The 25,749-nt window shown below is 44.9% G+C and carries 23 protein-coding genes and 1 tRNA gene; 5 read left to right on the top strand and 19 right to left on the bottom strand.

What is annotated here, in order from left to right; translation table 11 throughout:
* Positions 1 to 8 precede the first annotated feature (8 nt).
* The 8 genes from nusG to JMY01_RS00850 all read right to left on the bottom strand — a co-directional run bounded on the left by nusG (position 9) and on the right by JMY01_RS00850 (position 8,131).
* Positions 9 to 539, bottom strand: coding sequence for a transcription termination/antitermination protein NusG (nusG, locus tag JMY01_RS00885; protein WP_201573652.1), 531 nt, complete (start codon positions 537 to 539; stop codon positions 9 to 11).
* A gap of 70 nt (positions 540 to 609) precedes the next feature.
* Entirely contained in the window at positions 610 to 1,095 is a 486-nt protein-coding gene (secE, locus tag JMY01_RS00880) for a preprotein translocase subunit SecE (protein ID WP_201573651.1), read from the bottom strand.
* 53 nt (positions 1,096 to 1,148) lie between these two features.
* Positions 1,149 to 1,224 (bottom strand) — tRNA-Trp (locus JMY01_RS00875).
* 384 nt (positions 1,225 to 1,608) lie between these two features.
* Positions 1,609 to 2,799, bottom strand: a complete 1,191-nt coding sequence (gene tuf, locus JMY01_RS00870) for an elongation factor Tu (protein WP_201573650.1) — start codon at positions 2,797 to 2,799, stop codon at positions 1,609 to 1,611.
* Between the two features lie 221 nt (positions 2,800 to 3,020).
* Entirely contained in the window at positions 3,021 to 5,147 is a 2,127-nt protein-coding gene (fusA, locus tag JMY01_RS00865; protein WP_201573648.1) for an elongation factor G, read from the bottom strand.
* Positions 5,148 to 5,516: 369 nt separating this feature from the next.
* Positions 5,517 to 5,990: a 30S ribosomal protein S7 gene (gene rpsG / locus JMY01_RS00860; protein ID WP_201573646.1), complete on the bottom strand. Its 474-nt coding sequence runs from the start codon at positions 5,988 to 5,990 to the stop codon at positions 5,517 to 5,519.
* 202 nt (positions 5,991 to 6,192) lie between these two features.
* The gene (gene rpsL, locus JMY01_RS00855) at positions 6,193 to 6,567 is read right to left on the bottom strand and encodes a 30S ribosomal protein S12 (protein WP_201573638.1); all 375 of its coding nucleotides are present in this window, start codon (positions 6,565 to 6,567) and stop codon (positions 6,193 to 6,195) included.
* A 400-nt stretch (positions 6,568 to 6,967) separates the two neighbouring features.
* Positions 6,968 to 8,131 (bottom strand): EcsC family protein, encoded by a 1,164-nt coding sequence (locus tag JMY01_RS00850; RefSeq protein WP_201573636.1) that lies wholly within the window; start codon positions 8,129 to 8,131, stop codon positions 6,968 to 6,970.
* A gap of 524 nt (positions 8,132 to 8,655) precedes the next feature.
* On the opposite strand from JMY01_RS00850, the gene JMY01_RS00845 reads away from it, so the two are divergent.
* Positions 8,656 to 9,906: a beta-ketoacyl synthase N-terminal-like domain-containing protein gene (locus JMY01_RS00845; RefSeq protein ID WP_201573634.1), complete on the top strand. Its 1,251-nt coding sequence runs from the start codon at positions 8,656 to 8,658 to the stop codon at positions 9,904 to 9,906.
* A 3-nt stretch (positions 9,907 to 9,909) separates the two neighbouring features.
* Entirely contained in the window at positions 9,910 to 11,607 is a 1,698-nt protein-coding gene (locus JMY01_RS00840) for an anthranilate synthase component I family protein (protein WP_201573632.1), read from the top strand.
* Positions 11,608 to 11,634: 27 nt separating this feature from the next.
* Here the strand turns inward: JMY01_RS00840 and JMY01_RS00835 are convergent, their stop codons facing one another.
* The 9 genes from JMY01_RS00835 to JMY01_RS00795 all read right to left on the bottom strand — a co-directional run bounded on the left by JMY01_RS00835 (position 11,635) and on the right by JMY01_RS00795 (position 20,391).
* A complete protein-coding gene (locus JMY01_RS00835) occupies positions 11,635 to 12,156 on the bottom strand; it encodes a DUF523 domain-containing protein (protein WP_201573629.1) in 522 nt (173 codons plus the stop codon).
* A gap of 9 nt (positions 12,157 to 12,165) precedes the next feature.
* Positions 12,166 to 13,281, bottom strand: coding sequence for a histidinol-phosphate transaminase (hisC, locus tag JMY01_RS00830; RefSeq protein ID WP_201573627.1), 1,116 nt, complete (start codon positions 13,279 to 13,281; stop codon positions 12,166 to 12,168).
* A gap of 89 nt (positions 13,282 to 13,370) precedes the next feature.
* The gene (gene hisD, locus JMY01_RS00825) at positions 13,371 to 14,666 is read right to left on the bottom strand and encodes a histidinol dehydrogenase (protein ID WP_201573625.1); all 1,296 of its coding nucleotides are present in this window, start codon (positions 14,664 to 14,666) and stop codon (positions 13,371 to 13,373) included.
* A 290-nt stretch (positions 14,667 to 14,956) separates the two neighbouring features.
* Complete coding sequence (hisG, locus tag JMY01_RS00820) at positions 14,957 to 15,652, bottom strand: ATP phosphoribosyltransferase (protein WP_201573623.1); 696 nt, start codon at positions 15,650 to 15,652, stop codon at positions 14,957 to 14,959.
* Positions 15,653 to 15,820: 168 nt separating this feature from the next.
* Positions 15,821 to 17,089, bottom strand: coding sequence for a UDP-N-acetylglucosamine 1-carboxyvinyltransferase (gene murA, locus JMY01_RS00815; RefSeq protein ID WP_201573614.1), 1,269 nt, complete (start codon positions 17,087 to 17,089; stop codon positions 15,821 to 15,823).
* A gap of 114 nt (positions 17,090 to 17,203) precedes the next feature.
* A complete protein-coding gene (locus JMY01_RS00810) occupies positions 17,204 to 17,455 on the bottom strand; it encodes a BolA/IbaG family iron-sulfur metabolism protein (protein WP_307781387.1) in 252 nt (83 codons plus the stop codon).
* Between the two features lie 190 nt (positions 17,456 to 17,645).
* Positions 17,646 to 18,641, bottom strand: coding sequence for an alpha/beta hydrolase (locus JMY01_RS00805; protein ID WP_227677611.1), 996 nt, complete (start codon positions 18,639 to 18,641; stop codon positions 17,646 to 17,648).
* Between the two features lie 207 nt (positions 18,642 to 18,848).
* Positions 18,849 to 19,730: a BON domain-containing protein gene (locus JMY01_RS00800; protein WP_201573603.1), complete on the bottom strand. Its 882-nt coding sequence runs from the start codon at positions 19,728 to 19,730 to the stop codon at positions 18,849 to 18,851.
* Between the two features lie 160 nt (positions 19,731 to 19,890).
* Positions 19,891 to 20,391, bottom strand: a complete 501-nt coding sequence (locus tag JMY01_RS00795) for a YraN family protein (protein ID WP_201573585.1) — start codon at positions 20,389 to 20,391, stop codon at positions 19,891 to 19,893.
* A gap of 171 nt (positions 20,392 to 20,562) precedes the next feature.
* On the opposite strand from JMY01_RS00795, the gene rsmI reads away from it, so the two are divergent.
* Positions 20,563 to 21,531 (top strand): 16S rRNA (cytidine(1402)-2'-O)-methyltransferase, encoded by a 969-nt coding sequence (gene rsmI / locus JMY01_RS00790; protein ID WP_201573583.1) that lies wholly within the window; start codon positions 20,563 to 20,565, stop codon positions 21,529 to 21,531.
* A 58-nt stretch (positions 21,532 to 21,589) separates the two neighbouring features.
* On the top strand, positions 21,590 to 22,609 hold the full coding sequence (locus tag JMY01_RS00785; protein ID WP_201573581.1) for an adenosine kinase: 1,020 nt from the start codon (positions 21,590 to 21,592) through the stop codon (positions 22,607 to 22,609).
* A gap of 154 nt (positions 22,610 to 22,763) precedes the next feature.
* Here JMY01_RS00785 and JMY01_RS00780 read toward each other — a convergent pair whose 3' ends face one another.
* Both JMY01_RS00780 and nfuA read right to left on the bottom strand, forming a co-directional pair.
* Entirely contained in the window at positions 22,764 to 24,062 is a 1,299-nt protein-coding gene (locus tag JMY01_RS00780) for an O-acetylhomoserine aminocarboxypropyltransferase/cysteine synthase family protein (protein ID WP_201573579.1), read from the bottom strand.
* A gap of 195 nt (positions 24,063 to 24,257) precedes the next feature.
* The gene (gene nfuA, locus JMY01_RS00775) at positions 24,258 to 24,941 is read right to left on the bottom strand and encodes a Fe-S biogenesis protein NfuA (RefSeq protein ID WP_201573570.1); all 684 of its coding nucleotides are present in this window, start codon (positions 24,939 to 24,941) and stop codon (positions 24,258 to 24,260) included.
* A gap of 455 nt (positions 24,942 to 25,396) precedes the next feature.
* On the opposite strand from nfuA, the gene JMY01_RS00770 reads away from it, so the two are divergent.
* Positions 25,397 to 25,744: a carboxymuconolactone decarboxylase family protein gene (locus tag JMY01_RS00770; RefSeq protein WP_201573563.1), complete on the top strand. Its 348-nt coding sequence runs from the start codon at positions 25,397 to 25,399 to the stop codon at positions 25,742 to 25,744.
* Positions 25,745 to 25,749 lie beyond the last annotated feature (5 nt).

Raw genomic sequence — 25,749 nt, 5'->3', positions numbered from 1 at the left:
TTAGCGGTTTAGTCTAGTTTTTCAACCTTGCTAAACTCAAGCTCAACCTGAGTTGGCCTGTTAAATACGTTTACAGTAAGCTGTAATTTAGATTTTTCATAATCCACTTTTTCTACCAACCCTTTAAAGTCAGTAAATGGACCGTCGATGACCAATAGCTCTTCACCTGGCTCGAACAGTGTCTTCGGACGCGGCGTCGCTTCAGTCTGATTTAGGCGATTTAAGATACGATCAGCTTCTACCTGCGTGATGGGCGCAGGTACTTCAGGTGTACCGCCAATAAAGCCCATTATGCGCGGACAGTCTTTGACGATGTGCCAAGTATTGTCGTTCATTTCCATCTGGATCAATACATATCCTGGAAAGAACTTACGCTCACTCTTACGCTTCTTGCCGTCTTTCATTTCGACGACTTCTTCAGTAGGTACTAATACATCACCAAATGAATCAGCAAAATCACTACGATTAATACGATCAGTTAGTGAACGTTGTACTTGTTTTTCATATCCTGAAAACGCTTGGACAATATACCAACGCATCTGACGCTCCTGATCATTATAAGTAAGTCATAACTAAGGCTTTGGGTTAAAGGACGCTAATACGCACCTACTAACCAATAAACAAACCCACAAACCAGTTAAAAAAGTTGTCCAACAACCAAATAAAGAACCCAACAATACCAATCACGACAATCACTTGCCATGTATATTGAAAGGTCTCATCTTTACCTGGCCAAGTGACACGGCGTAGTTCAACTGCCGCATCTCTTAATAATATTTTAAAGGCACGACCTTGATTGGTCAGCGCTAGGCAAACCAGCGCAAATACAGCAAGGGCGACAATAATACCAATACGTACCCAAACATCATTGGCAAGCTGCCAATAGCCAGGTAAATACTGATTAACTAAAGTCGCCCCTATTAAGGCTGCAATGGCCAGTAGCCACAACATCATATCTTTTGCTGATCCAGTCTTCGCAACTTCGACCGCTGTATTTGGGCCGTTGTCTTTGCGCTTATTTTTAGTCAGCATTCCACTAGCCGTCGCCTTGGCATCAGATAACTTAGATTCGAGGTTATCTTGATTATTGCTCATAGAGAACTCGCTTCGGAGATGGTGGAGTACAACAAAGATATGATATAAAAAGATGGCAGGCGATGTAGGACTCGAACCTACAACCCTCGGTTTTGGAGACCGATGCTCTACCAATTGAGCCAATCGCCTATGGGTGTTAAAGGACAGCATTATACAATAATTAGCATAGAAAGCAAGCTTTTAGGATAAAAACTTCTTATTTAGTCATCAGCTTTTTATTTATTAGAAGTATCACAAGGTCGTATCACTAAAATAAATAAAAAATCAACGCTATGCAGTATCTAATCTGCAGCGCTAATATAACAATCTACACTCAAAATTACAATAGCAACCAGTGAGATTTTATCGCTTACTCCCTTTACTGGCGAACCCCATGTCTATTTCAGTAAGCAAATAGCCTTAAACCTTCAACTATTTACCCCTACCCACCTGCATAAAAAAAGCCACCCTTAATCAAGGATGGCTTTTGTTTCGCTACATAACCTCTGTCAGATTACTCTGACTTGGTTAAACTTAGCTAAGTACGTTAGCAACAACACCAGCACCTACAGTACGGCCGCCTTCACGAATAGCGAAGCGTAGGCCTTTGTCCATAGCGATTGGATGGATAAGCTCTACGCCCATCTCAACGTTGTCACCAGGCATAACCATTTCTGTACCGTCTTGTAATTGGATTGCGCCAGTTACGTCAGTGGTACGGAAGTAGAACTGTGGACGATAGCCGTTTAGGAACGGAGTATGACGACCACCTTCTTCTTTTGACAGTACGTATACTTCTGCGTCAAATTTGGTGTGCGGGGTGATTGAACCTGGCTTAGCAAGTACTTGGCCACGTTGAACGTCTTCACGCTTGGTACCACGTAGTAGTACGCCACAGTTTTCGCCTGCACGACCTTCGTCAAGCAGTTTACGGAACATCTCTACACCAGTACAGGTGGTTTTTTGGGTGTCACGGATACCGACGATTTCGATTTCGTCGCCAACGCGGACGATACCTGATTCAACACGGCCTGTAACAACGGTACCACGACCTGAGATTGAGAATACGTCTTCGATTGGCATTAGGAATGCTTTGTCGACGTCACGCTCTGGCTCTGGGATGTAGGTGTCTAGGATGCCTAGTAGTTCTACAACAGCTGGTTGGCCGTATTTGCCTTCGTCGCCTTTTAGGGCTTGGGTGGCACTGCCTTTTACGATTGGGGTGTCGTCGCCTGGGAAGTCGTAGTCGTTAAGAAGTTCGCGAACTTCCATTTCTACGAGCTCTAGTAGCTCTTCGTCGTCAACTAGGTCGCATTTGTTCATGAATACGATGATGTACGGTACGCCAACCTGACGTGATAGCAGGATGTGCTCACGGGTTTGTGGCATTGGGCCGTCAGTCGCTGATACGACTAGGATCGCGCCGTCCATTTGGGCTGCACCAGTGATCATGTTTTTAACATAGTCGGCGTGACCTGGGCAATCAACGTGGGCGTAGTGACGGGTTTCGGTGTCATATTCTACGTGTGAGGTGTTGATGGTGATGCCACGCGCTTTTTCTTCTGGGGCGCTGTCGATGGCTGCGTAGTCTTTGGCTTCGCCGCCAGAGGTGATGGCTGCTACGGTTGCGATAGCGGCTGTTAGGGTTGTTTTACCATGGTCAACGTGTCCGATGGTGCCGACGTTGACGTGTGGCTTGTTGCGTTCAAACTTGGCCTTTGCCATGAGTATTTCCTCTTTATTTGGGGTCGGTGCTTAGCTCATATTTATACTGTCGCTAAAGCAATTCTAACCACATTAAGATAATTGTTAAAAGGTTGCACATGCAGTGTGCAGATATTATAAGAAAATCATGGCCAATAACAAGTCTTTTCACAAGTTATTGGCTATTAAGTGATGACTATACAAAGGCAAACTTTATATAGTCACCATTAATTGATTTTTACTTACTCTTCTTCGTCTTTACTAGTGAACTTCTTCATGATCTCATCAGCGACAGACTTAGGCGTTTCAGCATACTTTTGGAATTCCATAGAGTATGTTGCACGGCCTTGAGACTGTGAACGAAGGTTGGTTGCATAACCAAACATTTCTGCTAATGGTACTTCAGCACGAATTTGCTTAGTGCCACCAGGTAGATCGTCCATGCCTTGAACCATACCACGACGACGGTTTAGGTCACCCATGATATCACCCATGTACTCTTCTGGAGTCTCTACTTCAACCTTCATGATAGGCTCAAGAAGTGCTGGGTTTGCTGCTAAGAAGCCTTTTCTGAAAGCAATAGAACCAGCCATCTTAAATGATAGCTCATCCGAGTCAACATCATGGTAAGAACCATCATACAATGTCGCTTTTACGCCAACGATTGGGTAACCGGCCAAAATACCATTCTTCATGCGCTCTTGAATACCTTTGTCAACAGCGTTATGGAATTCTTTTGGTACCACACCACCGACAACTTCTTCAGTGAATTCGTACTCAACTTCGCCTGCTGGATCAAGTGGCTCAAGACGTAACCAAACGTGACCGAATTTACCACGACCACCTGTCTGACGTACGAACTTACCTTCTTGCTCAACACCGTTACGGATCGTTTCACGGTATGCAACTTGCGGTGCACCGATGTTTGCTTCAACTTTAAATTCACGCTTCATACGATCAACAAGAATTTCTAAGTGTAGCTCACCCATACCACTGATGATGGTCTGACCTGACTCTTCATCCGTATGAACACGGAATGATGGATCTTCTTTAGCAAGACGACCCAACGCCATTGACATTTTTTCTTGGTCGGCTTTAGTCTTAGGCTCAACGGCAAGACTGATCACTGGCTCAGGGAATTCCATACGCTCAAGGGTGATGACATTGCTTTCATCACATAGCGTATCACCAGTACCGACATCTTTCATACCAACTAAAGCAGCGATATCACCAGCACGAATCTCTTCTAGAGTTTCTTGAGACTCAGCATGCATCTCAACGATACGGCCAATACGCTCACGCTTCATCTTAACTGGGTTATAAATACTATCACCCTGCTTAATAACACCTGAATATACACGTACGAAAGTAAGGTTACCTACGAACTTGTCGTTCATTACCTTAAACGCTAGTGCAGCAAATGGTGCCTCATCAGAAGCTGGACGAGTCCCTTCAGTTTCATCTTTATCATTTAGGATACCTGTAATCTCAGGTACATCCATTGGTGCAGGCATATATTGGATAACTGAATCCAACATTTTTTGTACACCTTTGTTTTTAAAGGCAGTACCACAAAGCATTGGAATGATTTCGTTAGCGATAGTACGCTGACGAATGGCTGCATGAATCTCTTCTACAGTCAGCTCTTCACCTTCAAGATACTTGTCCATCAGCTCTTCGCTAGCTTCAGCAGCACTTTCAACTAAGTTGTTGCGCCATTCTGTTGCTTTTTCTAAAAGCTCAACGGGCACTTCACGCTCTTCAAACTTCATGCCTTGAGAGTCTGTATCCCAATAGATGGCTTTCATAGTGACTAGATCAATAACACCTTCAAAGTCATCTTCTTTACCAATTGGAATGACAACTGGTACTGGATTACCGCCAAGACGGGTTTTGACTTGTTCTATCACTCGATAGAAGTCTGCACCAACGCGGTCCATTTTGTTGACAAAAGCAAGACGTGGAACTTTGTATTTGTTCGCTTGACGCCATACAGTTTCAGACTGTGGCTGAACGCCGCCTACTGCACAATAAACCATGCAGGCACCATCAAGTACACGCATTGAACGCTCTACTTCGATCGTAAAGTCAACGTGACCTGGGGTATCAATGATGTTAATACGATGCTCTGGAAATTGTTGATCCATACCAGACCAGAAACAAGTAGTTGCAGCCGAAGTAATGGTAATACCACGCTCCTGCTCTTGCTCCATCCAGTCCATTGTTGCTCCACCGTCATGAGTTTCGCCAAGCTGGTGATTTTTACCGGTATAAAACAAAATACGCTCTGTCGTCGTTGTTTTACCAGCATCAATGTGCGCTGAAATACCAATATTGCGATAGCGCTTTAGGGGAGTTTTACGAGCCATAGTTTTTTCCTAGGGAAATTCGTGTATTTATTAATGCCTTGATCTTCTCAACCGCATACTCTTGTACAAAAGCAGTCAGCTTTATTTACTTGCTGATTGATGAACCTAATACGGTCAAAATAAAAGCAAATAATAAGAATATAGTGGCATCGAGTTTGGGACACTTTCTTGTTAGAACAGCATCATGATAGATGTCCGCCATCTCAGTTAACTAATAGACTAAGCTATCTAACAACTGAGTGAATGATGACGGCATCAATAGAACGAATAAACAATAATGTAGCAGTCATAATAACTGTGTCTCATGACCAATCAGCTAAACCTACAACGGCGTCTGACTGACCATGAGTGTCAGCATTAAGCTGCTTTTTAGAAGCGGTAATGTGAGAATGCTTTGTTCGCATCTGCCATGCGGTGAACTTCGTCACGCTTTTTCATAGCATTACCTTTACCTTCTGATGCATCACTCAATTCGCCTGCAAGACGCAGAGCCATTGATTTTTCAGAACGCTTAGCAGCAGCTTCAGCTAACCAACGCATAGCCAAGGCAGTACGACGGGAGGGGCGTACTTCCATTGGTACTTGATAAGTAGCACCACCAACACGGCGAGCTTTCACTTCAACCATTGGGCGGACGTTTTCAAGCACATCTTCAAAAAAAGATACTGGATCTTCGATGTTACGCTTTTGGCTTACTGTTTCAAGTGCACCGTAAACGATACGCTCAGCAGTAGATTTTTTACCATCACTCATCACGTGGTTGATGAATTTAGCGATGGTTTGGCTACCAAACTTAGGATCTGGAAGGATCTCACGGGTAGCAACGACGCGACGTCTTGGCATAATAATTTTCCTTGTCTTCAGGAGTGTCTGACATTCACAATTCGCACTAGCAATAGTATGCGTGGCGTAGCGGCGATTTGTCAGTCAGCCTTACTGCATGGTGGTATGTCATGGCGGCAAGCTATTTATATAATGAGCTTATCCTGCATGCACCGAACCCATGCACAGTTAATGGGGTGTACAATAAAACGCTAGGCTAATATTAAGCTTTAGGTTTTTTTGCACCGTATTTAGAACGACCTTGTTTACGGTCTTTTACGCCTGCGCAGTCAAGAGCACCACGAACGGTGTGATAACGTACACCTGGTAGGTCTTTTACACGACCACCACGGATAAGTACAACACTGTGTTCTTGTAGGTTATGACCTTCGCCGCCGATGTAGCTTGATACTTCATAACCTGAAGTCAAACGTACACGACAAACTTTACGCATGGCTGAGTTTGGCTTTTTTGGCGTGGTAGTATATACGCGAGTACATACGCCGCGACGCTGTGGGCACGCTTCCAACGCAGGAACTTTTGACTTTTCCTTGATGGATTTGCGACCTTTACGAATCAATTGGTTAGTTGTTGCCATAAGGCATCCTTCTCCCGTTTGGTATAAAACAAAAAAATGGGCCAATCCACCATCCATCTCACGTCATGCGTGGATTTTTGGGGAACCCATTTTTAGGACAGTGTATTATAAAGATATGTTGCTGCTATTTCAACTACTTATAGCGAGTTGTACTTTACAATACTTAAAAGATATGCATTAAGTATACGCTACTACTTGCTTGGTATCTAGTTGAGCATTTGAATGTTCAACAGACTCTATATCTTTGTGAATAGTAAATGGTGATATCGTCTGAAATTTCAAGTGATATAACAAAACCACTTCACTTATCTTTACTTTTTTAGTAGCACTTTGTCAGTGCTACTCTCGGACGATATCTTTACACATTCGTTTTAACCAAAAATTCTCTACTTTTTACTTTCTACTTTTTATTGGTAGCGTTTTCGGTCTCATCTGCTTTTGTTTTTTCTAGCTCTGCATCTGACTGATTTTCTGCCTCATCATCCGATGACTTATCCGTGTGGGCTGCTGCTTCGCTCACTGTATTGTTATTTTGCTCATCACTCTTCGCTTCGCTGGCATTAGTTTCGTCAGATTTTTTGCTTTCGTCAGCTTTAGTTTCACTGACTTTTGCTTCACTGCCACTATCATCAGTGATTTTTGCAAGCTTTGGCTCTGGCGCAAAAGTTGCTTGGGCGACACCAATCACTTCATCAATCAAATGACTATTATAATGCATACCAACGCCTACAGCAGTGATCGGTAGCAGTTTGCGTATCCAAGCCAGATTGATTTGATCCAGATCGACACCGACTTGCCCAGCAACCTTATCCACTTGTTCAGCATAAAAACTCACATTTTGGTTTTTGAGACCTAGGTTTTTCAGCTCACTATGTAGACCACGGCTTTGTGCATTATCGAGTAGTCCTTTGCCAACGCCAATCCCTGCGAGCAACGCTTGCTTTTCTTGCATCTTACTCAGGTCTGCACTGGCAAGCAGCTCATAGGCCATCTTTACACCTTGCTTACCCGTTAGTGGACGGTCATATACAGCGGCCAGCTGATAAACAGTACGTAAGGATACCAATAACAACCATAAGGTATCAGCCAACAAGCCTGGTAAACCCGCTAGTCCAGTAATACCGCCTAATGTGGCCAATGCTCGGTTTTGATTGGCAATGTCAGTTGCTAGCGCATAACGCTCTTCATCATCTAAGTTACTAACGTCAGCAAAACGATGCTCACTTGGCAGATCTAACTGACTCCATCTCGCAGCCAACATAGCCACTTGTGCAAAAGCACCATCAAGAGTGGACTGAAATAAGCTGTTCGGTACGACTTTTTTGGCATACTTACCGTAAGTTGCAAAACGGTTTCCTAAGAGTTGCTGGGTCGCCTTTAAGGTCTGCTCACGAAACAAGTCTTGCTGATAATCATTGTCGCCTAAATCAACCGCTTTATATTGACGAGGCTTACTAGTCTTTGCGTTTGCACTATCAATGAGTGAGCCCATACGCTCAAGATTGTTGCGAGTAAAATGACCTACTGTACTAAGACCGGCTGATAAAGTGCTGCGCTTTGCCATCGTTATATCCTTAAAATGATGAAGTTTTTGGTTGATTATTAATTTTTATAGTAAATAGTAAAGAGTACCAATGCAATTGTAAACTTAAAACAAACACCATGAGGTCTATACTCATGATACTAATTGGCACTTTATATTTGAATTGCTGCTTAAGACATTATAATAGCCAAAAACGCCCGCCTGTGTCAGTGCTAACAATGTTATCGTAAACGCAAATTTTGTATCCAGAAGTATGATTTATTTTTAGTCAAAGACGTCGTCTAAGTACGCTTTATCTGATGTTTGAATGATAAATTTGCAGCCTTTATACATTATCGCATCCTGAATTGAGGTATCATTAGTCTAATGGCTCAACAAATGCCAATATAACCAACCGTATGTCAATTATCTATATTAACAACTTCGCTAGTGAGCACAGCTTGTCTGATAAACTAGCTACTGGCTAAGCTCACATTTGAATTAATTGATTTTACGTTGATACCAGAAGATTCATCATTATAAAGCACTTAAAGAAGGAATAGAGTATGCGCCGAGTTGTTATCACTGGAGCAGGGATTGTCTCTTGTATCGGACATGATTTAGACACTGTCACGTCAGCGCTGAAACAAGGAAGGTCTGGCATTACTTTTAATGAAAGCTATGCTGAACATGGATTTAAATCGCACGTGAGCGGCAGTATCGATAAAGCTGAGCTTGATACGACTGCTATTGATCGTAAGCTGAAACGGTTTTTTAGTGATGCTAGTCTCTATGCTTACGTGAGCGCCTTAAATGCTATCGAGCACTCTGGTCTATCACTTGAGACCATCAACCATAATCCACGTATCGCCTTGGTCGCAAGCTCTGGCGGTGCGTCCACTGAAAACATCGTTAATGCGATAGATGCCATGCGTGAAAAAGGCCTACGCGGTGTCGGCGCGATGGCGGTCCCAAAAACCATGGGCAGCTCAGTATCGGCAGCGCTGGCGACGGGTCTTAAAATCCAAGGGGTTTCTTACTCTTTGTCTTCTGCTTGCGCAACCTCAACCCATTGCATCGGACATGCCGCTGAGCTAATTCAGTTAGGCAAAGCTGATGTGGTACTGGCGGGAGGTAGCGAAGCTGAGCACTGGACCCAGTCTTGTATGTTTGATGCGATGGGCGCGGTGAGCACTCAGTATAATGACACACCAGAACAAGCATCAAGAGCCTATGACAAAGACCGTGATGGATTTGTGATTGCTGCTGGTGGCGCTATGGTGGTGGTTGAAAGTCTTGAACATGCTGAGGCGCGTGGCGCAAATATTTTGGCAGAAATCGTCGGTTATGGTGCCAGCTCAGATGGTGCAGAGATGGTCGCACCAAGCGGTGAAGGTGCGGTGCGCTGTATGCAGCTGGCACTGGCGCAAGCAGGTCTGGAGCGTGTTGACTACATCAATAGCCACGGTACCAGCACACCACTCGGTGATATCACTGAGCTAAAAGCCATTGCTAAAGTATTTGCTTCTGACGATGATACTGACACTAAAAACTCTGTACCACCGATCAGCTCAACCAAATCAATGACTGGTCATAGCCTAGGAGCCGTTGGTGCACAAGAGCTGATCTACTGCCTACTGATGCTACAAGAAGGTTTCATTGCACCAAGCATCAATATCGACCAGCTCGATGCGGCAGCAGAGCCATTTGACATCGTCGCTGAGCTACGTGAAACCAAGCTAAATACGCTGATGAGCAATAGCTTTGGCTTTGGTGGTACCAACGCTACCTTAATTATAAAAAAGTTTGACGCCTAAGTTATGGTTACACCAATACCTTCTAAAAATGTAGTAAAGCCAACCAACTCTACCGAAACGCCAGCTGAAAAATCCAGCTGGCGTTTTGGCGACTTGCCTGCTGCAGAGCTGTTGCCCAAGCTACAACAGCATTTGATGAAAAAAAACTCTCAGGTAAATTGGCAGCTAGTCTGGCTAAATAATGATGGACGATCAGTGATTGGCTTGCTGCCTAAAATGGCGTGGCGTGTGTATGTCGATGACGATAATGGTCACAGCCAACCCCGTAGCAATGTCCCTATTCACTCAGCTGCTGATTTGCAAACAGCGAGTAAGCAACCGTCCTTGTATAAAGTCATAAGAACCAGTCGTGATGACACTATCAAAATGACGACAACATCTATGAGCTATGCCAACTGGCAAGAGGAGTTGATTGCTTATAGTCAAAGTTATGACAGTGACCACATCCATAACAGCACTCTGACGATAAGCAACGAAAATGACAACCAGCCCAGCTATCATCACGGTCTTATTGGTTTTATCGGTTATGATATTGCTGCTCATGAGCTGAGCCCTGCTGCTAAGATTGAGTTGGCAGCACAGCCTTGCGCTGTACTGGGGCATTACGATACATACCTCACCCCTTCGGATAAAAAAACGGGATGGACGTTAAATACGATTGATCTAAATCCTGATAGTGAGGCAACACTCGCAGCCCTTGTATCGTACTTAGATACTCTAGACAATGACTTATCCAACACAGAAAACAAAGCTGATTGCCAACCCGCAGCCTTAGTATTGAAAGCGCGATGGCATAAAGCTGACTATCAACAGGCATTTGCGCAAACTCAAGACTATCTACAACAGGGCGACTGCTATCAAATAAACCTGACCCAAGCGTGGCAGGGGCGCTTGCTTAATAAGCATAAAAGCTCGACTGCCGATCAAAAAAGCCGCAATGATAAAGCAGTAGCCACGCTGATTGACTACTTACCTGCCCTGCACCACAATACACAAGCACCGTTCGCGGGATACTTAGGGGTCAACAGCACTGATAAATCAGCTTTATGCTTTGAGCTATTAAGCTGCTCACCTGAGCTGTTTTTTACCTTTATAAAAGAGCGTGATACGACTGCTCATTATATTCGCACCAAACCCATTAAAGGCACGCGTCCAAGAGGGAGCGATACTGAGCAAGATTTGGCCTTAAAGCAGCAACTGGTAGACAGCGATAAAGATCGCGCTGAGAATGTGATGATTGTTGATTTATTGCGCAATGATTTGGGCAAGTATGCCAAGACTGGCAGTGTGAAGGTGCCGCATCTATTCGCGATTGAAAGCTTTAGCAACGTTCATCATATGGTCAGTACCATTACTGCTGAGCTAAAGCCAGAGGCGCATCCGTTAGCGGTATTATTTGGTAGTCTGCCAGCTGGCTCAATCACTGGCACGCCCAAAAAACGCGCCGTTGAAATCATCTCTGAGCTAGAGGCATCAGCGCGTGGCGCTTATTGCGGCAGCATGGGTTATATGAACTTTGATGGTAGCGGACAATGGAATGTGCTGATTCGTACATTGCAGGCCAATAGCTTAGCAACTGCCGAGACAGAGGTCAGCTTGTGGGCAGGCGGCGGTATCACTGTCGCCTCTGATCGTGACGAAGAATACCAAGAATGTCTCGATAAGGTTGGCAACTTGTTAAAGGTATTGCTGCAAGAATAGCTATTTTAATAATTAACTGGCTGCCTGCTAGATATCAGTGAGAAGTAATTCAATTTCATCTTCATGAAAAACCTGCACGCCTATGCTCTGTAAGTGCTGCGTCGTTATGCCATTGCCTGCACGCAAGCGACCAGTAAAGCTACCGTCATAGATTAAGCCACTGCCACAAGAAGGGCTTTTTGACTTCAGTAATGCGCGCTTGATTCCATGTTGCAGTGCAATATCACCTGCTTTATTTGCACCACCATGAAACGCATCTGTCAGATTTTCTCCCAAGATATTAATAACCTCAATTCGTTCGTCCTGACACACTATTTCTGCAGGCAGACGCGGTGTGGATAACCCACCTAGCAATTCAGGACAAATCGGCACTAAGGTAAAATTGGTGTTTAGCTGAGTCATTAATGCGGCACTTATCTGTGCATGATCACCATCATAACGTACAGGTTGGCCTAACAAGCAGGCGCTGATTAACAGCGCCTGTCTACTATTTTCTTTAGAACAAACCGTTTCTTTAGAGCCGGCAGTTTCTTTGCCACTGATAAGCATGCATTAGCCTTATTCAGTCTGCATGGCAGTAAGTGCACTAATCAAGCGTTCGTTCTGCTCTTGCGTGCCAACAGTAATGCGCAGGTACTCTTTGGTACGGGGTTTGTCAAAATGACGCACAATGATGCCTTGCTCACGTAGCACCTCAGCGACCTCACTCGCATTGCCATCCTGAGGGCGGGCAAATACGAAGTTCGCATGTGATGGCAACACTTGGTAGCCCAAACCAGTAAGCTGCTCCGTCAGCGACTCACGCAAGTCAATGACTTGCTGGCAAGTCTGTTCAAAATAAGGCTTGTCTAGCACACTGGCTGTGGCGCCAGCTTGTGCTAACTTATCTAATGGATAGCTATTGAAGCTGTTTTTCATGCGGGTCAGTGCTTCAATCAATGACGCATTACCGAAGGCCATCCCTACGCGCAGTCCTGCCAGCGAACGCGACTTTGAAAAGGTTTGGGTGACCAATATGTTTTCAAAGTCATTGATCAAGCTTACTGCTGATACCTCTGTCTCATCACTGTCTGCGTCAGCTTGCGCAAAGTCTATATAAGCCTCATCAATGACAACCACTGAGTTTGAGTGCTCACTGGCAAGCTTACGAATATCTGCCAAGGGTAACAGTAAGCCTGTTGGAGCATTAGGATTGGCAATGATGATGCCGCTACAAGGTTGGCGGTAAGTATCAGGATCAATACTAAAGTCTTCTGCAAGCGCGATCTGTACCAGCTCTATGCCAAAGGTCTGCGCATAAACAGGATAAAAACTATAGCCGATATCTGGTGATAAAACAGGACGCTCTTTGAGGAAGAAGCTGGCAAATACCAATGCTAAAACCTCATCTGAACCATTGCCTACAAACACTTGGTTGAGATTCAGATTGTATAAATCTGCTAACGCTGTACGCAGCTCATCAGACTCAGGCGCTGGATATAAACGCAGGGCATCGGCTTGCTGAGCTAAGACGTTCGAGATGGCCTCTACCACCTTAGGTGATGGCGGAAATGGGTTTTCATTGGTATTCAGTTTGCATAAATTATCATGTTGAGGCTGCTCACCAGGTACGTATGGCGACAAGTTACGGGCTGTATTTGACCAAAGTCTGTTGTCTATTTTTTGCTCACTCATAAGTTATCCTAATATTGGCCGCATAAATGATTATAAAATAAGTCTACATATGGCTAATACCGAACCAGCACTAGCCATAGTGAATAATACTACTGATAACGGTAGCGAGCTGAACGGGCATGCGCCTCTAAGTCTTCCCGCTGCGCTAATATGTCTGCCGTCTTAGCCAACGGTTTACTGCCGCTTTCAGTACAATAGATAATCGATGACTTCTTTTGGAAGTCATACACACCCAGTGGTGAAGAAAAGCGTGCGGTACCTGAAGTTGGCAATACATGGTTGGGCCCTGCACAGTAGTCACCGATCGCCTCAGGCGTATGCCGTCCCATAAAGATAGCACCAGCATGGCGAATATCGCCCAGCAGGCTATCTGGATCATCAACAGACAGCTCTAAATGTTCTGGTGCCACACGGTTGATGACTGCCATACCCTCTGCTCTATCTCTGACTAAGATAAGAGCGCCGCGGTTTTGTAGGGAGTCGCGGGCAATATCTGCTTTTGGCAGTTCTGCCAATGCTTTGTCAATCTCTACTGCTACTGCATCAAGTTGCTCGCTACTTGTCGTCACAAAGATGGCTTGGGCAACTCGGTCATGCTCAGCTTGTGATAACAAATCCATAGCAAGCCAGTCAGCGCGATCATTTGCCGAACCTTCTGCATATACCAACACCTCAGATGGACCAGCAATCATATCAATACCTACTTGGCCAAATACAGCTCGTTTGGCCGCCGCGACGTATTTATTACCAGGGCCAGTAATTTTATCGACTTGCGGAATGGTTTGGGTACCATAGGCTAATGCTGCTACCGCTTGCGCGCCGCCAATAGTAAACACGCGATCGACCTGTGCTAAGTGCGCTGCTGCCAATACTAATGGATTAAGGATACCTTTGGGCGCTGGTACGACCATGATCACTTCTTTAACGCCCGCAACTTTGGCAGGAATGGCGTTCATAAGTACAGAAGACGGATAAGAGGCCAGTCCACCCGGTACATAAATACCAACGCGATCAAGCGGCGTCACTTTCTGACCTAAGCGATTGCCCAGCTCATCCTCATATTGCCAACTCTCTTGCACTTGCCGCTCATGAAATGTCTGTACCCGCGTTGCAGCTGTCATCAAGGCTGTTTTTACTTCTTCATCTAAGTCTTCAAAAGCTGCAACAAGCGCTTCTTTTGACAGCTCTAACTCCTGCATATTTGTCGCTGGATGCTGATCAAACTTCTGAGTCAAGCCCAGCACTACGCTATCACCATCACGGCGCACTTGCGCGATAATATCATCCACAGTCTTTAATAAATCAGTATCATTAACTGTTTCAAACGCAAGTAGCGTGGTTAGTTGTTGTTCAAAATCAGTATCTTGAGTATTTAACTGGCGCATGACCTAATCCTATGTTTGAGCATAAAACACTACTATAGTCGATTCAATCTAAAAAGAACACAAGGCTGCTAGTGTTGGCTTATACATGATTGTTTTAACCCTATACTTAACAGGCCCTAAGTTGAACATAAGTTATTATCTTACCCAAATTATACTGGGCTTTTACTTTCTGGCAAGCAGAGACAATAAAACCAGTTTAGCACGCTATATCTATTTCTAGGCGCTAAACTGGTTTAAAAATATGCATGACCATACTTGGTATTATCAATGATAAAAATCATCTAAGTTAACTAAGAAGCGGCAGCAATACTGTCTTTAAAGCTCTCAAGAATAGGCTCAAGCAAAGCAAACTTACGCTTGTAGCTGACTTGATTGACAATCAGGCGTGAAGAGACATCACAAATATGGTCTCGTGGCTCCAGACCATTAGCTCTTAGGGTGTTGCCAGTATCGACCACATCGACGATCAAATCGCCCAATCCCACTAAGGGTGCAAGCTCCATTGAGCCATAAAGCTTGATAACATCAACTTGCTGACCTTGACTGGCAAAATAAGCGCGGGCGACATTGACATATTTGGTAGCAATACGTAGACGGCGATTAGGTAAAGGGGCATCCTTGACGCCCGCCGTCATTAGCTTGCACTGAGCGATTTGCAAATCTAGCAGCTCGTAAACATGATTGGCACCATGCTCAAGGAGTACGTCTTTGCCAGCAACACCAAAGTCAGCAGCACCATGCTCTACATAGGTCGGCACGTCACTTGCTCGCAAGATAAGCACGCGCACATTTGGGTTTGAGGTAGGAAAAATCAGCTTGCGCGATGCTTCAGGATCTTCGAGTAGCTCAACGCCTGCTGCCTGCAATAACGGCATCGTCTCTTCTAAAATACGTCCTTTAGATAAGGCTAATGTTAAACCTGAAAACTCGTTGTCTACTTCATTTAATAAGCTGCTGTTCTGTAAGCGTTCAGTTTGCTCAGTCATGATGGCATGGTGTCCGTGTACGGTTGGTGTCCCCGATTAGAGGGAAGTATTAATATTTTCACGTGAGTATATTGGCATAGCGTGCATAAAGCTCAAAAGGCACTTTTAAAACACTATAGTTAAAAAAGCAATATTGTTTAAAATGGCTTTTGAGCTAATCGTTATAAACTAATCGTTGGTATTGATACGTTCAATATTTACCCCTAACGCACGCAGTTTATTTTCAACATCTTCATAGCCACGATCGATATGGTAAATACGGTCGATGAGACTCTCGCCTTCAGCAGCGGCAGCCGCCATGACTAATGACATTGAAGCGCGCAGGTCAGTTGCCATTACAGGCGCTGCGGTAAAGCGCTCAACCCCTTTTACGATGGCCATATGACCATCCACTCTAATTGACGCGCCTAGACGCTTGAGCTCAGGCACGTGCATATAGCGGTTCTCAAAGATATTTTCGATAATGGTACTGGTACCGTCAGCCAGACAGCAGACCGCCATTAACTGCGCTTGCATATCCGTAGGGAAGCCGGGATGTGGCTGCGTACGAATATCAACAGGTTTTGGACGGCCTGTCATCTGCGCACGAATCCAATCATCACCAGTTGTAATCGTTGCGCCCATCGCCTCAAACTTCTCAAGCACTGGGCTGAGTAAAGAAGCATCGGTCTTTTTGGTCAACACATCGCCGCGAGTCATCAGCGCGCCTGCTAAATATGAACCCGTCTCGATACGATCAGCGACCACTGAGTACTCACAACCATGTAAACGCTCAACACCTTCAATGGTCATGGTTGATGTACCAATACCACTGATTTTTGCACCCATAGCGACCAGCATATTCGCCAAGTCGACCACTTCAGGCTCAAGCGCACAATTACCCAGCACTGTCGTGCCGTTGGCAAGTGCGGCTGCCATGATGACGTTTTCAGTACCACCTACTGTAACCATATCAAATGAGTAGTTACAACCGATCAAGCGGCCACCTTTGGGCGCACGGGCTTTTACATAACCGTTTTCTACGGTGATCTCCGCACCCATCGCTGTAAAGGCTTTGAGATGTTGATCAACTGGGCGTGAGCCGATTGCACAGCCGCCTGGCAATGACACTTCCGCTTCACCAAAACGGGCTAGCAACGGCCCTAATACTAGAATAGACGCGCGCATGGTCTTAACCAAGTCATACGGTGCATAATAGTTGTCGATGTCTTTGGTATCACAAGTGACGGTGTCATCTTGTTTTTGGATTTTGATGCCCATACCTGAGATCAGCTCAATCAATGTCCGCACGTCTTGTAGTGAGGGCACATTATGCAGTGTCGTTGGGGTTTCGGCCAATATCATAGCCGCAAGTAATGGCAAGGCGGCATTTTTGGCGCCAGAGATAGTAACTTCCCCTGCGATACGACTGCTACCGGTGATTAAAAACTGATCCATAAAGGTGATAACCTATCTGTATGTGTAAAAAGAATTGCAATGAGCCATGAAGTTAAAAGGTCTAAATCTAGACGCTCTAAATTGAATGGCTGGCCATGCAAAAACCAAAAGCCTCTAACCCTGTGACTGGGTTTCCCACTCTGCAGGGGTTAGTGCTTGAATATTAAGCGCATGTATGTCACCACTGGCAATCTTATCATTCACCAATGCGTAGACCGCCTGCTGGCGTTGGACGGTACGTTTGCCTTCAAAACTGGCATCTACGACGCGTACATCAAACTTGTTGCCTTGATTGGCCGCTTGGATAAAGGCGTCGGGATAGTGTTGCTTCAAAAACTCAATCAAATCGTCAGCGTTCATGCTCATAGAATGTCCTATTATTATATTGAAAATAGTCTCTGTATAGATTGTTAAAAACAACGTCCATACATTATATTAGGGCGTCATTATAACAAGAGTTTGAACATCTTACAGTACTGTCTACCGATAAGCGTAAGTAGTCATCTTTAGATAGTCAATTTACTCTATTAAGCACTTATCAAGCCCGTATCACAGTTTAGTTAAGGGTTTTGTCCAAATAATCCAACACTTGCGCGCGCACATCATTGACCCAGCGTAGTGGCGGTGCCATCGCACCGATACTGGTCGCATGACTGGCACCTTTGATTTCACCAGTCTCAACCGTAGCGCCATAGTCTTTCAGAGCTTGGGTCATTTTGATGGTATTGGTGTCATATACAATCTTATCGTTTTCGGCGGTTAACAATAGATATGGCGGCTGAGCGCCTTGAATTTTCCGATCGGGCATCACCTCGTCAGGGGTGGCATCAGCAGGGAAGGCAATGGCATTGCTAAACTTACGAAAGTCATAGCTATAAGGGCCGGCGATACCGACGACAGCAGCAATATCTTTGGGGCTAATACCATAGGGTGCCAAAAAACTTTCATTTGATACAGCAGCAATGGTATTAAACGCACCAGAGGAATGCCCGATGACCGCTATACGCTGCCTATCAGCATGAAGACTGGCGGCATTGTCATAAGTCCAAGCAATCGCTTTTGCAGTATCTTCAACATAGGCAGGATAGACATAATCAGGCGCTTTACGATGATTAATCACCACCGTAACATAACCTGCTTGAGCGAAACTTTGTCCGACAAAAGCGTAGTCCTCTTTATTGCCATTCTCCCATGAGCCTCCGTGTACGAACACTATTATGGGATAAGTTTCGTCAATCACCGTTTGTGCTTGCATCGCTTGCACTAAAGGTTTTGGGTAGTAAACATCTAAGTCCTGTAGTGGCTCATCACCGTATAAAATGTCTTTGCTAACGCCTACGCCGCCACTAGAGGTAATGCCATTTACCACCGTAAGTGCTGATAATGCCTGTGCTTGCTGTGCACCAAAAGCGACAACCGCCAGAGCCATGACTCCAGCTCCTGCAATCTTTAAGGTGCGCGGTATCGTGAGTTCGCTGCCTGTAGGCTGATCATCTGATATAGCATTGAGATTGGTTTGCTCTAATGCGTTATTTGAATATGAATCCTTCATAGCCATTGTCCTTATTCATGTATAGCCTAAAGCTGCCAGTATGCTAACTACTTTTGGACTGTTTTATTATTCTATGTCTTCTATAGCTATTATTATCATACTAAAGCGCTTGTAGCATCCAGTGCTGTTCGTGTTATGACTATTTAGGATTCTTGTGAATGGCGTAAGAAGAGTATGCAAAACCATCCTTAGACAAACCAAGTGACTTTATTGATCCTCATACAAGTCAATATAAGGGCTTGGAGATTCTTGGTTTACTCCTTGATTGGGTCCTGAATTAGGCAGTGGGCTGACAGCTTCTGGACTTTGGTTAGTGCTTGCTGGCGCGTCATTGTTTGTTAAATTACTATTTGCTAAGTTAGTTGGCGCGACACTTCTCACAACTGGCGTAGCCAAAGGCGCTTGTGTGCTAGCAGGCTCAGTGACATTACTCTCAAACATGATATCCTCATTGCTGATAGGCAAGCCCATTTGATTCACCAAGGTCGTCAGCAATACCAGCTCCGTCACCCCTGCTGTACTATTGGCTATATCAATCAGATGACTTTGCTGAGTGGGTGTCATCCGCCCCATGATGTATACCACGCCATTGTCAGTCACTGCTTTTAGTTGTGAGGTTTTGACACCACTATTTGCCATCGACTTAGCTAAAAGCTTGGAGGTAATATAACCGTCCTGCACGGTCGAGCTATAGCCTTTGGCCACTCCAACATTCAGCTCATTATAGACGCGGCGCACATCTGGCATGGAGCTGACGACTTTTTCTGCTTGTTCTTTTAGCGCCTGCGTTGGGATTTCACCCGTCAGCAACACTTCACTATAAAAACTATGGATGCCCAGGCGACTATTGGCTTGTAGGTTCTCTTGTAAACCGTAGATATTAATCTTTGCAGTATGTTCGATACTTCGATCCAGCAGACGCTGCGGAATGGTCCGTTCCGTCAATGGCACACCATACGTTCCCTCTGTACTGTTGGTCAGATAGTTGGTGGTGCAGCCTGTACTCACCATACCTGCTACCAACATAGCACCGATCGCGATACGACGCGGTGTTTTCAAAACTGTTGTAAGCGCATGCAACCTTGTCATTCTTTACCTCATCAAGCACAGTCGTTCGTTGGATATTGGATTAAATTGAAATAATTATGATGAAAAACGTCATAAACAGCTACTTTACTGAATTTTTATCATCAGCGGTTAGGTTTTTGGTAACGGTAACTTGTTGGATGCCATGATTGTAATCTCATCGCTACCAGGCGTTTGCTATAAACGCACCTGACAGCCATTCGGGTTGATGAGAGTCAACCATATCATTTCTGCTATTCTCCGCGTCCTCATTATCAGTATTTTTACCTTTATCAGTAGCATAGGAGCTGTCACGAGCAAGATCATAAGCAATGACATCAAACCGGCATTCATAATCTGCATACTCAGGATACTGCTGCAAAAAATACTTGGCAGTATTGATAATCTTACGCTGCTTAGCTTTGGTGACACTCAGCGCGGCATTACCAAAGCTCGAGCGCCGGCGTTGACGCACTTCGATAAACACCAAAGTTGACCACGCCTGCCCCACCTCTAACATCACTAAGTCGATCTCTCCCACTTTTGGCTGCTGCCAGTTTTTGGCAATAAATATCAAACCATGGCCTTGCAAAAACTGACTGGCTTGTTGCTCAAAATAACTGCCTTGGCGCTGCTTAGGAGACGACATAACCAAAGGATGATGTTTATGACTATGATTGGTCATGGCAGTGGGCTTTACCTAGTTAACATTTCAGAATTATCATAGCACAACATGCTAAACTAGAGCGTATTGAACATTCGCAAATACGCCCTAACTTTTTAAGTGTTTAGCATTTTAATCTCTAAACACTTTGATGATTTAATAACGCCTAATTAATAACGCTAAGAGGTTTTCATGTCTACCCCCACCACGATGCCGGCTTGTCTGTATATCGTTGCTACTCCGATTGGTAATTTGAACGACATGACCCCGCGTGCGATTGATATCCTCAAACAGGTTGCTATCATTGCTTGTGAGGACACACGTACCTCAGGTAAATTATTGGCGCATTTTGGTATTGACACTAAAGGTAGTAGCAACAAAGACGACGAAAACCCTGTCAATAAAGCGGTCGATCAAACCACCAACCAAATTAAAAACATCGACGCTACAACAGACAATAAATCCCGTGGCCACAATAAACTGTGGGCATATCATGAACACAACAGCGCCATTCAGACACCCAAAATCATTGAGATGATTCAGCAAGGGCATTCAGTTGCGCTCATCAGTGATGCGGGCACGCCTCTGGTCAGTGATCCTGGCTATCAGTTGGTGCAAGCAGCGCATGCAGCGGGTGTGAGCGTATCACCTATCGTCGGTGCCTCAGCTGCCATCGCGGCGCTGTCTGTCGCTGGACTGCCCTCGGATCGTTTTAGCTTCATTGGTTTTTTGCCTGCAAAGACTCATGGTCGTCAAAAACAGTTGGCGGCATTAAAGTCACGCACCGAGACCTTGATATTTTATGAGGCACCGCATCGCATCCTAGCCAGCTTGACTGACATGGCTGAAGTCTTTGGTGCTGATCGCAGTGTGGCTTATTGTCGTGAGCTGACCAAAACCTTTGAAACGGTACACAAAACCACTCTTGGAGAGCTTATAGAATTCGTCAAAGCTGACGATAACCAGCAGCGTGGTGAGATGGTAGTGGTAGTTGCAGGTGTGAGCGCCGCGCAAGACGATGATGATATCAGGCTTCACGATAAGCTATTGCAGCGCCTATTAGAAGATATGTCTGTCAAAAAAGCGGCCTCTTTAGCAGCGGATATTACTGGCGTGAAAAAAAACGCGTTATATCAACGCTTACTTGAGCTGCAAGCCTAAAGGCTGTATAAAATTTGACCGCTATTTATTTTAATAATTAAAACTGGAGAGATAAACTATGTACGATGTGATGGCAATAGGTAATGCGTTGGTCGACCACGAATATGTGCTGAGCGATGCCGCCTTGGAAGAAACCGAGCTGACCAAAGGCAATATGAATCTAGCCGCATTTGAAGAGCAGCAACAACTACTGGCGTACTTCCAACTCGCCGAAATCCCACCATCAAAACAAGCGGGTGGCGGCTCAGCTGCTAATACCATGTATACCTTTGCAAGCTTAGGTGGCAAGCCATTTTATGCCTGCCGCGTCGGTGATGATCAGCAGGGAGCCTTTTATCTAAAAGACCTCAATGAAGCAGGCGTTGCAACCTCTGAGAAGTCTATCCATAAAGGCGGCGTAACTGGCTCATGCGTGGTGGCCGTGACTGAAGATGGCGAACGCACTATGCAGACCTACCTTGGCACCTCAAGTGACATCACGGCTGAAAATGTCGACTTTGACGCGCTGATGCATGCAGACTGGCTGTACTTAGAAGGCTACCTAGCAATGTCTGAAGGTATTCAACCAGCCATGACTCAGCTGCGACAACAGGCGGGTATTCATGGCGCCAAAATCGTGGTTGGTTTTGCAGATCCAGCGGTCGTCAGGTTTGCAAAAGACGGTTTACTCAATATGTTAGGCAATAAAGTCGAAGTGATATTCTGTAATGTCGAAGAGGCTCGTCTATTTACGGATAAAAAACAAATTAAGGCTGCTGCTCGTGCCTTGCTTGACCACTGCCGAATTGCGGTCGTTACCGACAGTGCCAATGATACGGTTATCGCTCATAAGCCAGATGATGCTGCAGAAATTGCTATTTACCAAGTGCCAACACCCGCCGTAGCGAATGTTATTGATACTAATGGTGCTGGTGACAACTATGCGGGCGCGTTTTTGTACGCCCTATCACAGCAATATACTTTACCAGAATGTGGACGCCTCGCTGGGGAGATTGCTTCGCAAGTGGTGCAGCAGTTTGGCCCACGCCTAGCGTCAAAGGACTACAGAGATATCGCCCGCCGCGTGTTAACTGCATAGACATAATTGAATGCCTGCTAGCCATAGATTGATGTCTTTTAAAGATGGACTAGACAGCTAAATTGAACATAAAAAAGCCCATATCAAATGATATGGGCTTTTCGTTTGCTAATGATTGAGTCAATCGTTTCGTTAAACCAACAGCTTTTTAAGCTTAAGCTGAAGCCAACGCCTGCGCCAAATCTGCTTTGATATCGTCAATATGCTCGATACCAATCGACAAGCGCACCATATCTTCACTGACGCCGGCTTGCGCAAGCTCTTCTTCATTTAACTGACGGTGAGTAGTGGTCGCAGGATGGCTGGCTAGAGACTTTGCATCGCCAATATTGACCAAACGGGTGATGAGCTGTAGCGCATCGATAAAACGTGCACCCGCTTCACGGCCGCCTTTGACACCGAAGGTCAAAATAGCAGATGGCGTACCTTTCATGTATTTCTGCGCCAACGCATGGTCTGGATGATCTTCTAAGCCTGCATACTTAATCCAAGCGACTTTATCGTGACTCTTCAGATATTCAGCTACCGCTTGCGCGTTTTGCACATGGCGCTCCATACGTAAGCTTAGTGTCTCTATTCCTTGGAGGATACTAAAGGCATTCAGCGGGCTTAAAGCAGCTCCCGTATTACGTAATGGCGCAACACGAGCACGGGCGATAAAGGCCGCAGCACCGACGTCTTTGACGAAGTTTACGCCATGATAGCTCACATCTGGCTCATTCAAGAGTGGAAAACGTTCAGGATAATCGCCCCAAGCAAACTTACCGCTATCGATAATTGCCCCGCCGATAGACGTACCCGTACCGCTCATGTATTTGGTCAATGAATGCACCACGATATCTGCCCCAAACTCGAACGGACGGCAAAGTGCAGGCGTCGCCACCGTATTATCAATGACAACAGGGACCCCATACTCATGAGCGATGTCACTAAGGGCTTGGATGTCAACGATATTGCCTAGAGGGTTACCGATGCTTTCAGCAAAGACCATTTTGGTCTTATCATCGATTAAGTCGCGAATAGATTCAGGGTTGTTATGATCGAAGAAGCGCACTTCAAGACCTTGACGCGGCAAGGTATGAGCAAATAAGTTATAAGTACCACCATACAGCGTCGATACTGCCACGATGTTATCGCCTGCTTCACAGATAGTCTGCACCGCATAAGTAATGGCCGCCATACCAGAAGCGACTGCTAGACCGCCGATACCGCCTTCGAGCGCCGCTACTCGTTCTTCAAGTACCGCATTGGTTGGGTTCATAATACGGGTATAAATGTTGCCTGCGACTTTTAGATCAAATAAGTCTGCACCATGCTGAGTATCATCAAATGCATATGAACTGGTATGGTAAATAGGCACTGCCACAGCTTTGGTAGTAGGCTCTACGGTGTAGCCAGCGTGAATGGCTAGGGTCTCTAAATGCGGTGTGCGCTCTGCTTGCTCATTACTCATGAAGTGCTCCTTAATATAAGTTTGGTATTATCGATACGTTGATTCGCCAATAAAGCATTGGCCATAAAAAAGCTGGGTTAATCATAACCCAGCTTATATATGAATAAAACATCAATTTTTTCATCAGCTAATGACTATTATTCATAAGCAATAAAAGTAACCAGATTTTTAGCGGCTGTTGTTGGTATTTAAACCTTACTTATAATACGCATTTTCAGCGTAAGTATGGTCAGTATCATCAATCACTTGCGTCAGCTCTGGTATCTGCTGCTTAAGCTGTACTTCCACGCCTTGACGCAAGGTCATCTCTACTGCTGAACAGCCTTGGCAACCACCACCAAACTTCAATACTGCGGTTATGCCCACACCTTCTTCTTCAATCAGCTCAAGTAAATCGACCATACCGCCATGAGCAGCTAGGCTTGGGTTAATCTCAGACTGCAATACGTAGTTGATACGCTCTTCGAGACTGGCGTCCTCCCCTACTTTTGGTACTTTGGAGTTCGGCGCACGAAAGGTCAGCTGCCCACCAAAACGATCTTTGTTGTAGTCGATGACTGCATCTTCTAGATAAGGAACTGAGGATGCTTCAATAAAAGCATCAAAGTCATCATAGCTGAATTTTAAGTCAGCACTGTCCTCTTCACCTGGCTGATTGTAAGCCATGCAGCATTCAGCACGCGGCGTACCAGGATGTTCGACGAAAATACGGACACCAATACCATCAGTGCCTTGCTTGGACAACAAGTCGGCTAGGTAAGATTGAGCTGACTCAGTAATGGTAATATTACTTTTTACTTCAGTCTGCTCAGTATCTAACGCTGATTCATAATCAGCGGACTGATCTAATTGGGTGTCAGCTTGGTTAAGTTCACTCATAATATTTCCTATGCGTTATGACACTGAATACTATGTCTGGCATAGCTACCGTGTCGTCAATGAGAGATGTATGAAAGTTATTATTCATGCAAGATTATAGTTATATAGGTCTGATGGTGTTGGCTATCAAGTGATGACACCCATTATAACGTAATTGTACGTTAATTCCGACTGCGCTACTGTGATTTAACTGTGACTGCTACTCATGGTTGTTATTTATTTTTCTTAACCTTGTCTGGATAGCTGTATTTTCATTGCTCTTTTATAATACTCATTTTTATCATTTCTATTTACTTAAGGAATAAATCTTAGCAAAAAAACATACCCAATGACACTGAGATTTGAGCACTCAAAGGGGCTATCTCGCTCAATTAACTTGACTTAATATACATTTTTATATATTATAATCTGCATTATTAAATCACTTTTAACTTTGTTTCCCTGAGGAGTTTTTTATGAGTAAATCTTTTAATGACATCACCAAACACGTCTCAAGCAATATGATGAAGCTGCACAAGAATATCCCTGATACCACCAAAGCATTCTCACAGCTCAGTAAAGCGGGAACGGCAGAGGGTGTATTGGACGAAAAAACCAAAGAGCTAATCGCCCTAGCACTTGCTGTTGGCGCACGCTGTGATGCTTGTATCGGCTTTCATACCAAGGCATTGGTCAAACTTGGTGCTACTGAGCAAGAAGTGGCTGAGACCTTAGGTGTCTGTGTGGTGATGGGCGGTGGCCCTTCAATGATGTATGCAGCAGAAGCAGTGGCATCATTTGAAGAGTTTAGTAAAGAGGGTTAAGTTTT

Origin of the sequence: Psychrobacter sp. H8-1 (assembly GCF_904846575.1) — a bacterium.
Taxonomy (GTDB): domain Bacteria; phylum Pseudomonadota; class Gammaproteobacteria; order Pseudomonadales; family Moraxellaceae; genus Psychrobacter; species Psychrobacter fulvigenes.
Note: the sequence above shows the minus strand (reverse complement) of the source record. Positions and strands in the feature narration are given on the sequence as shown.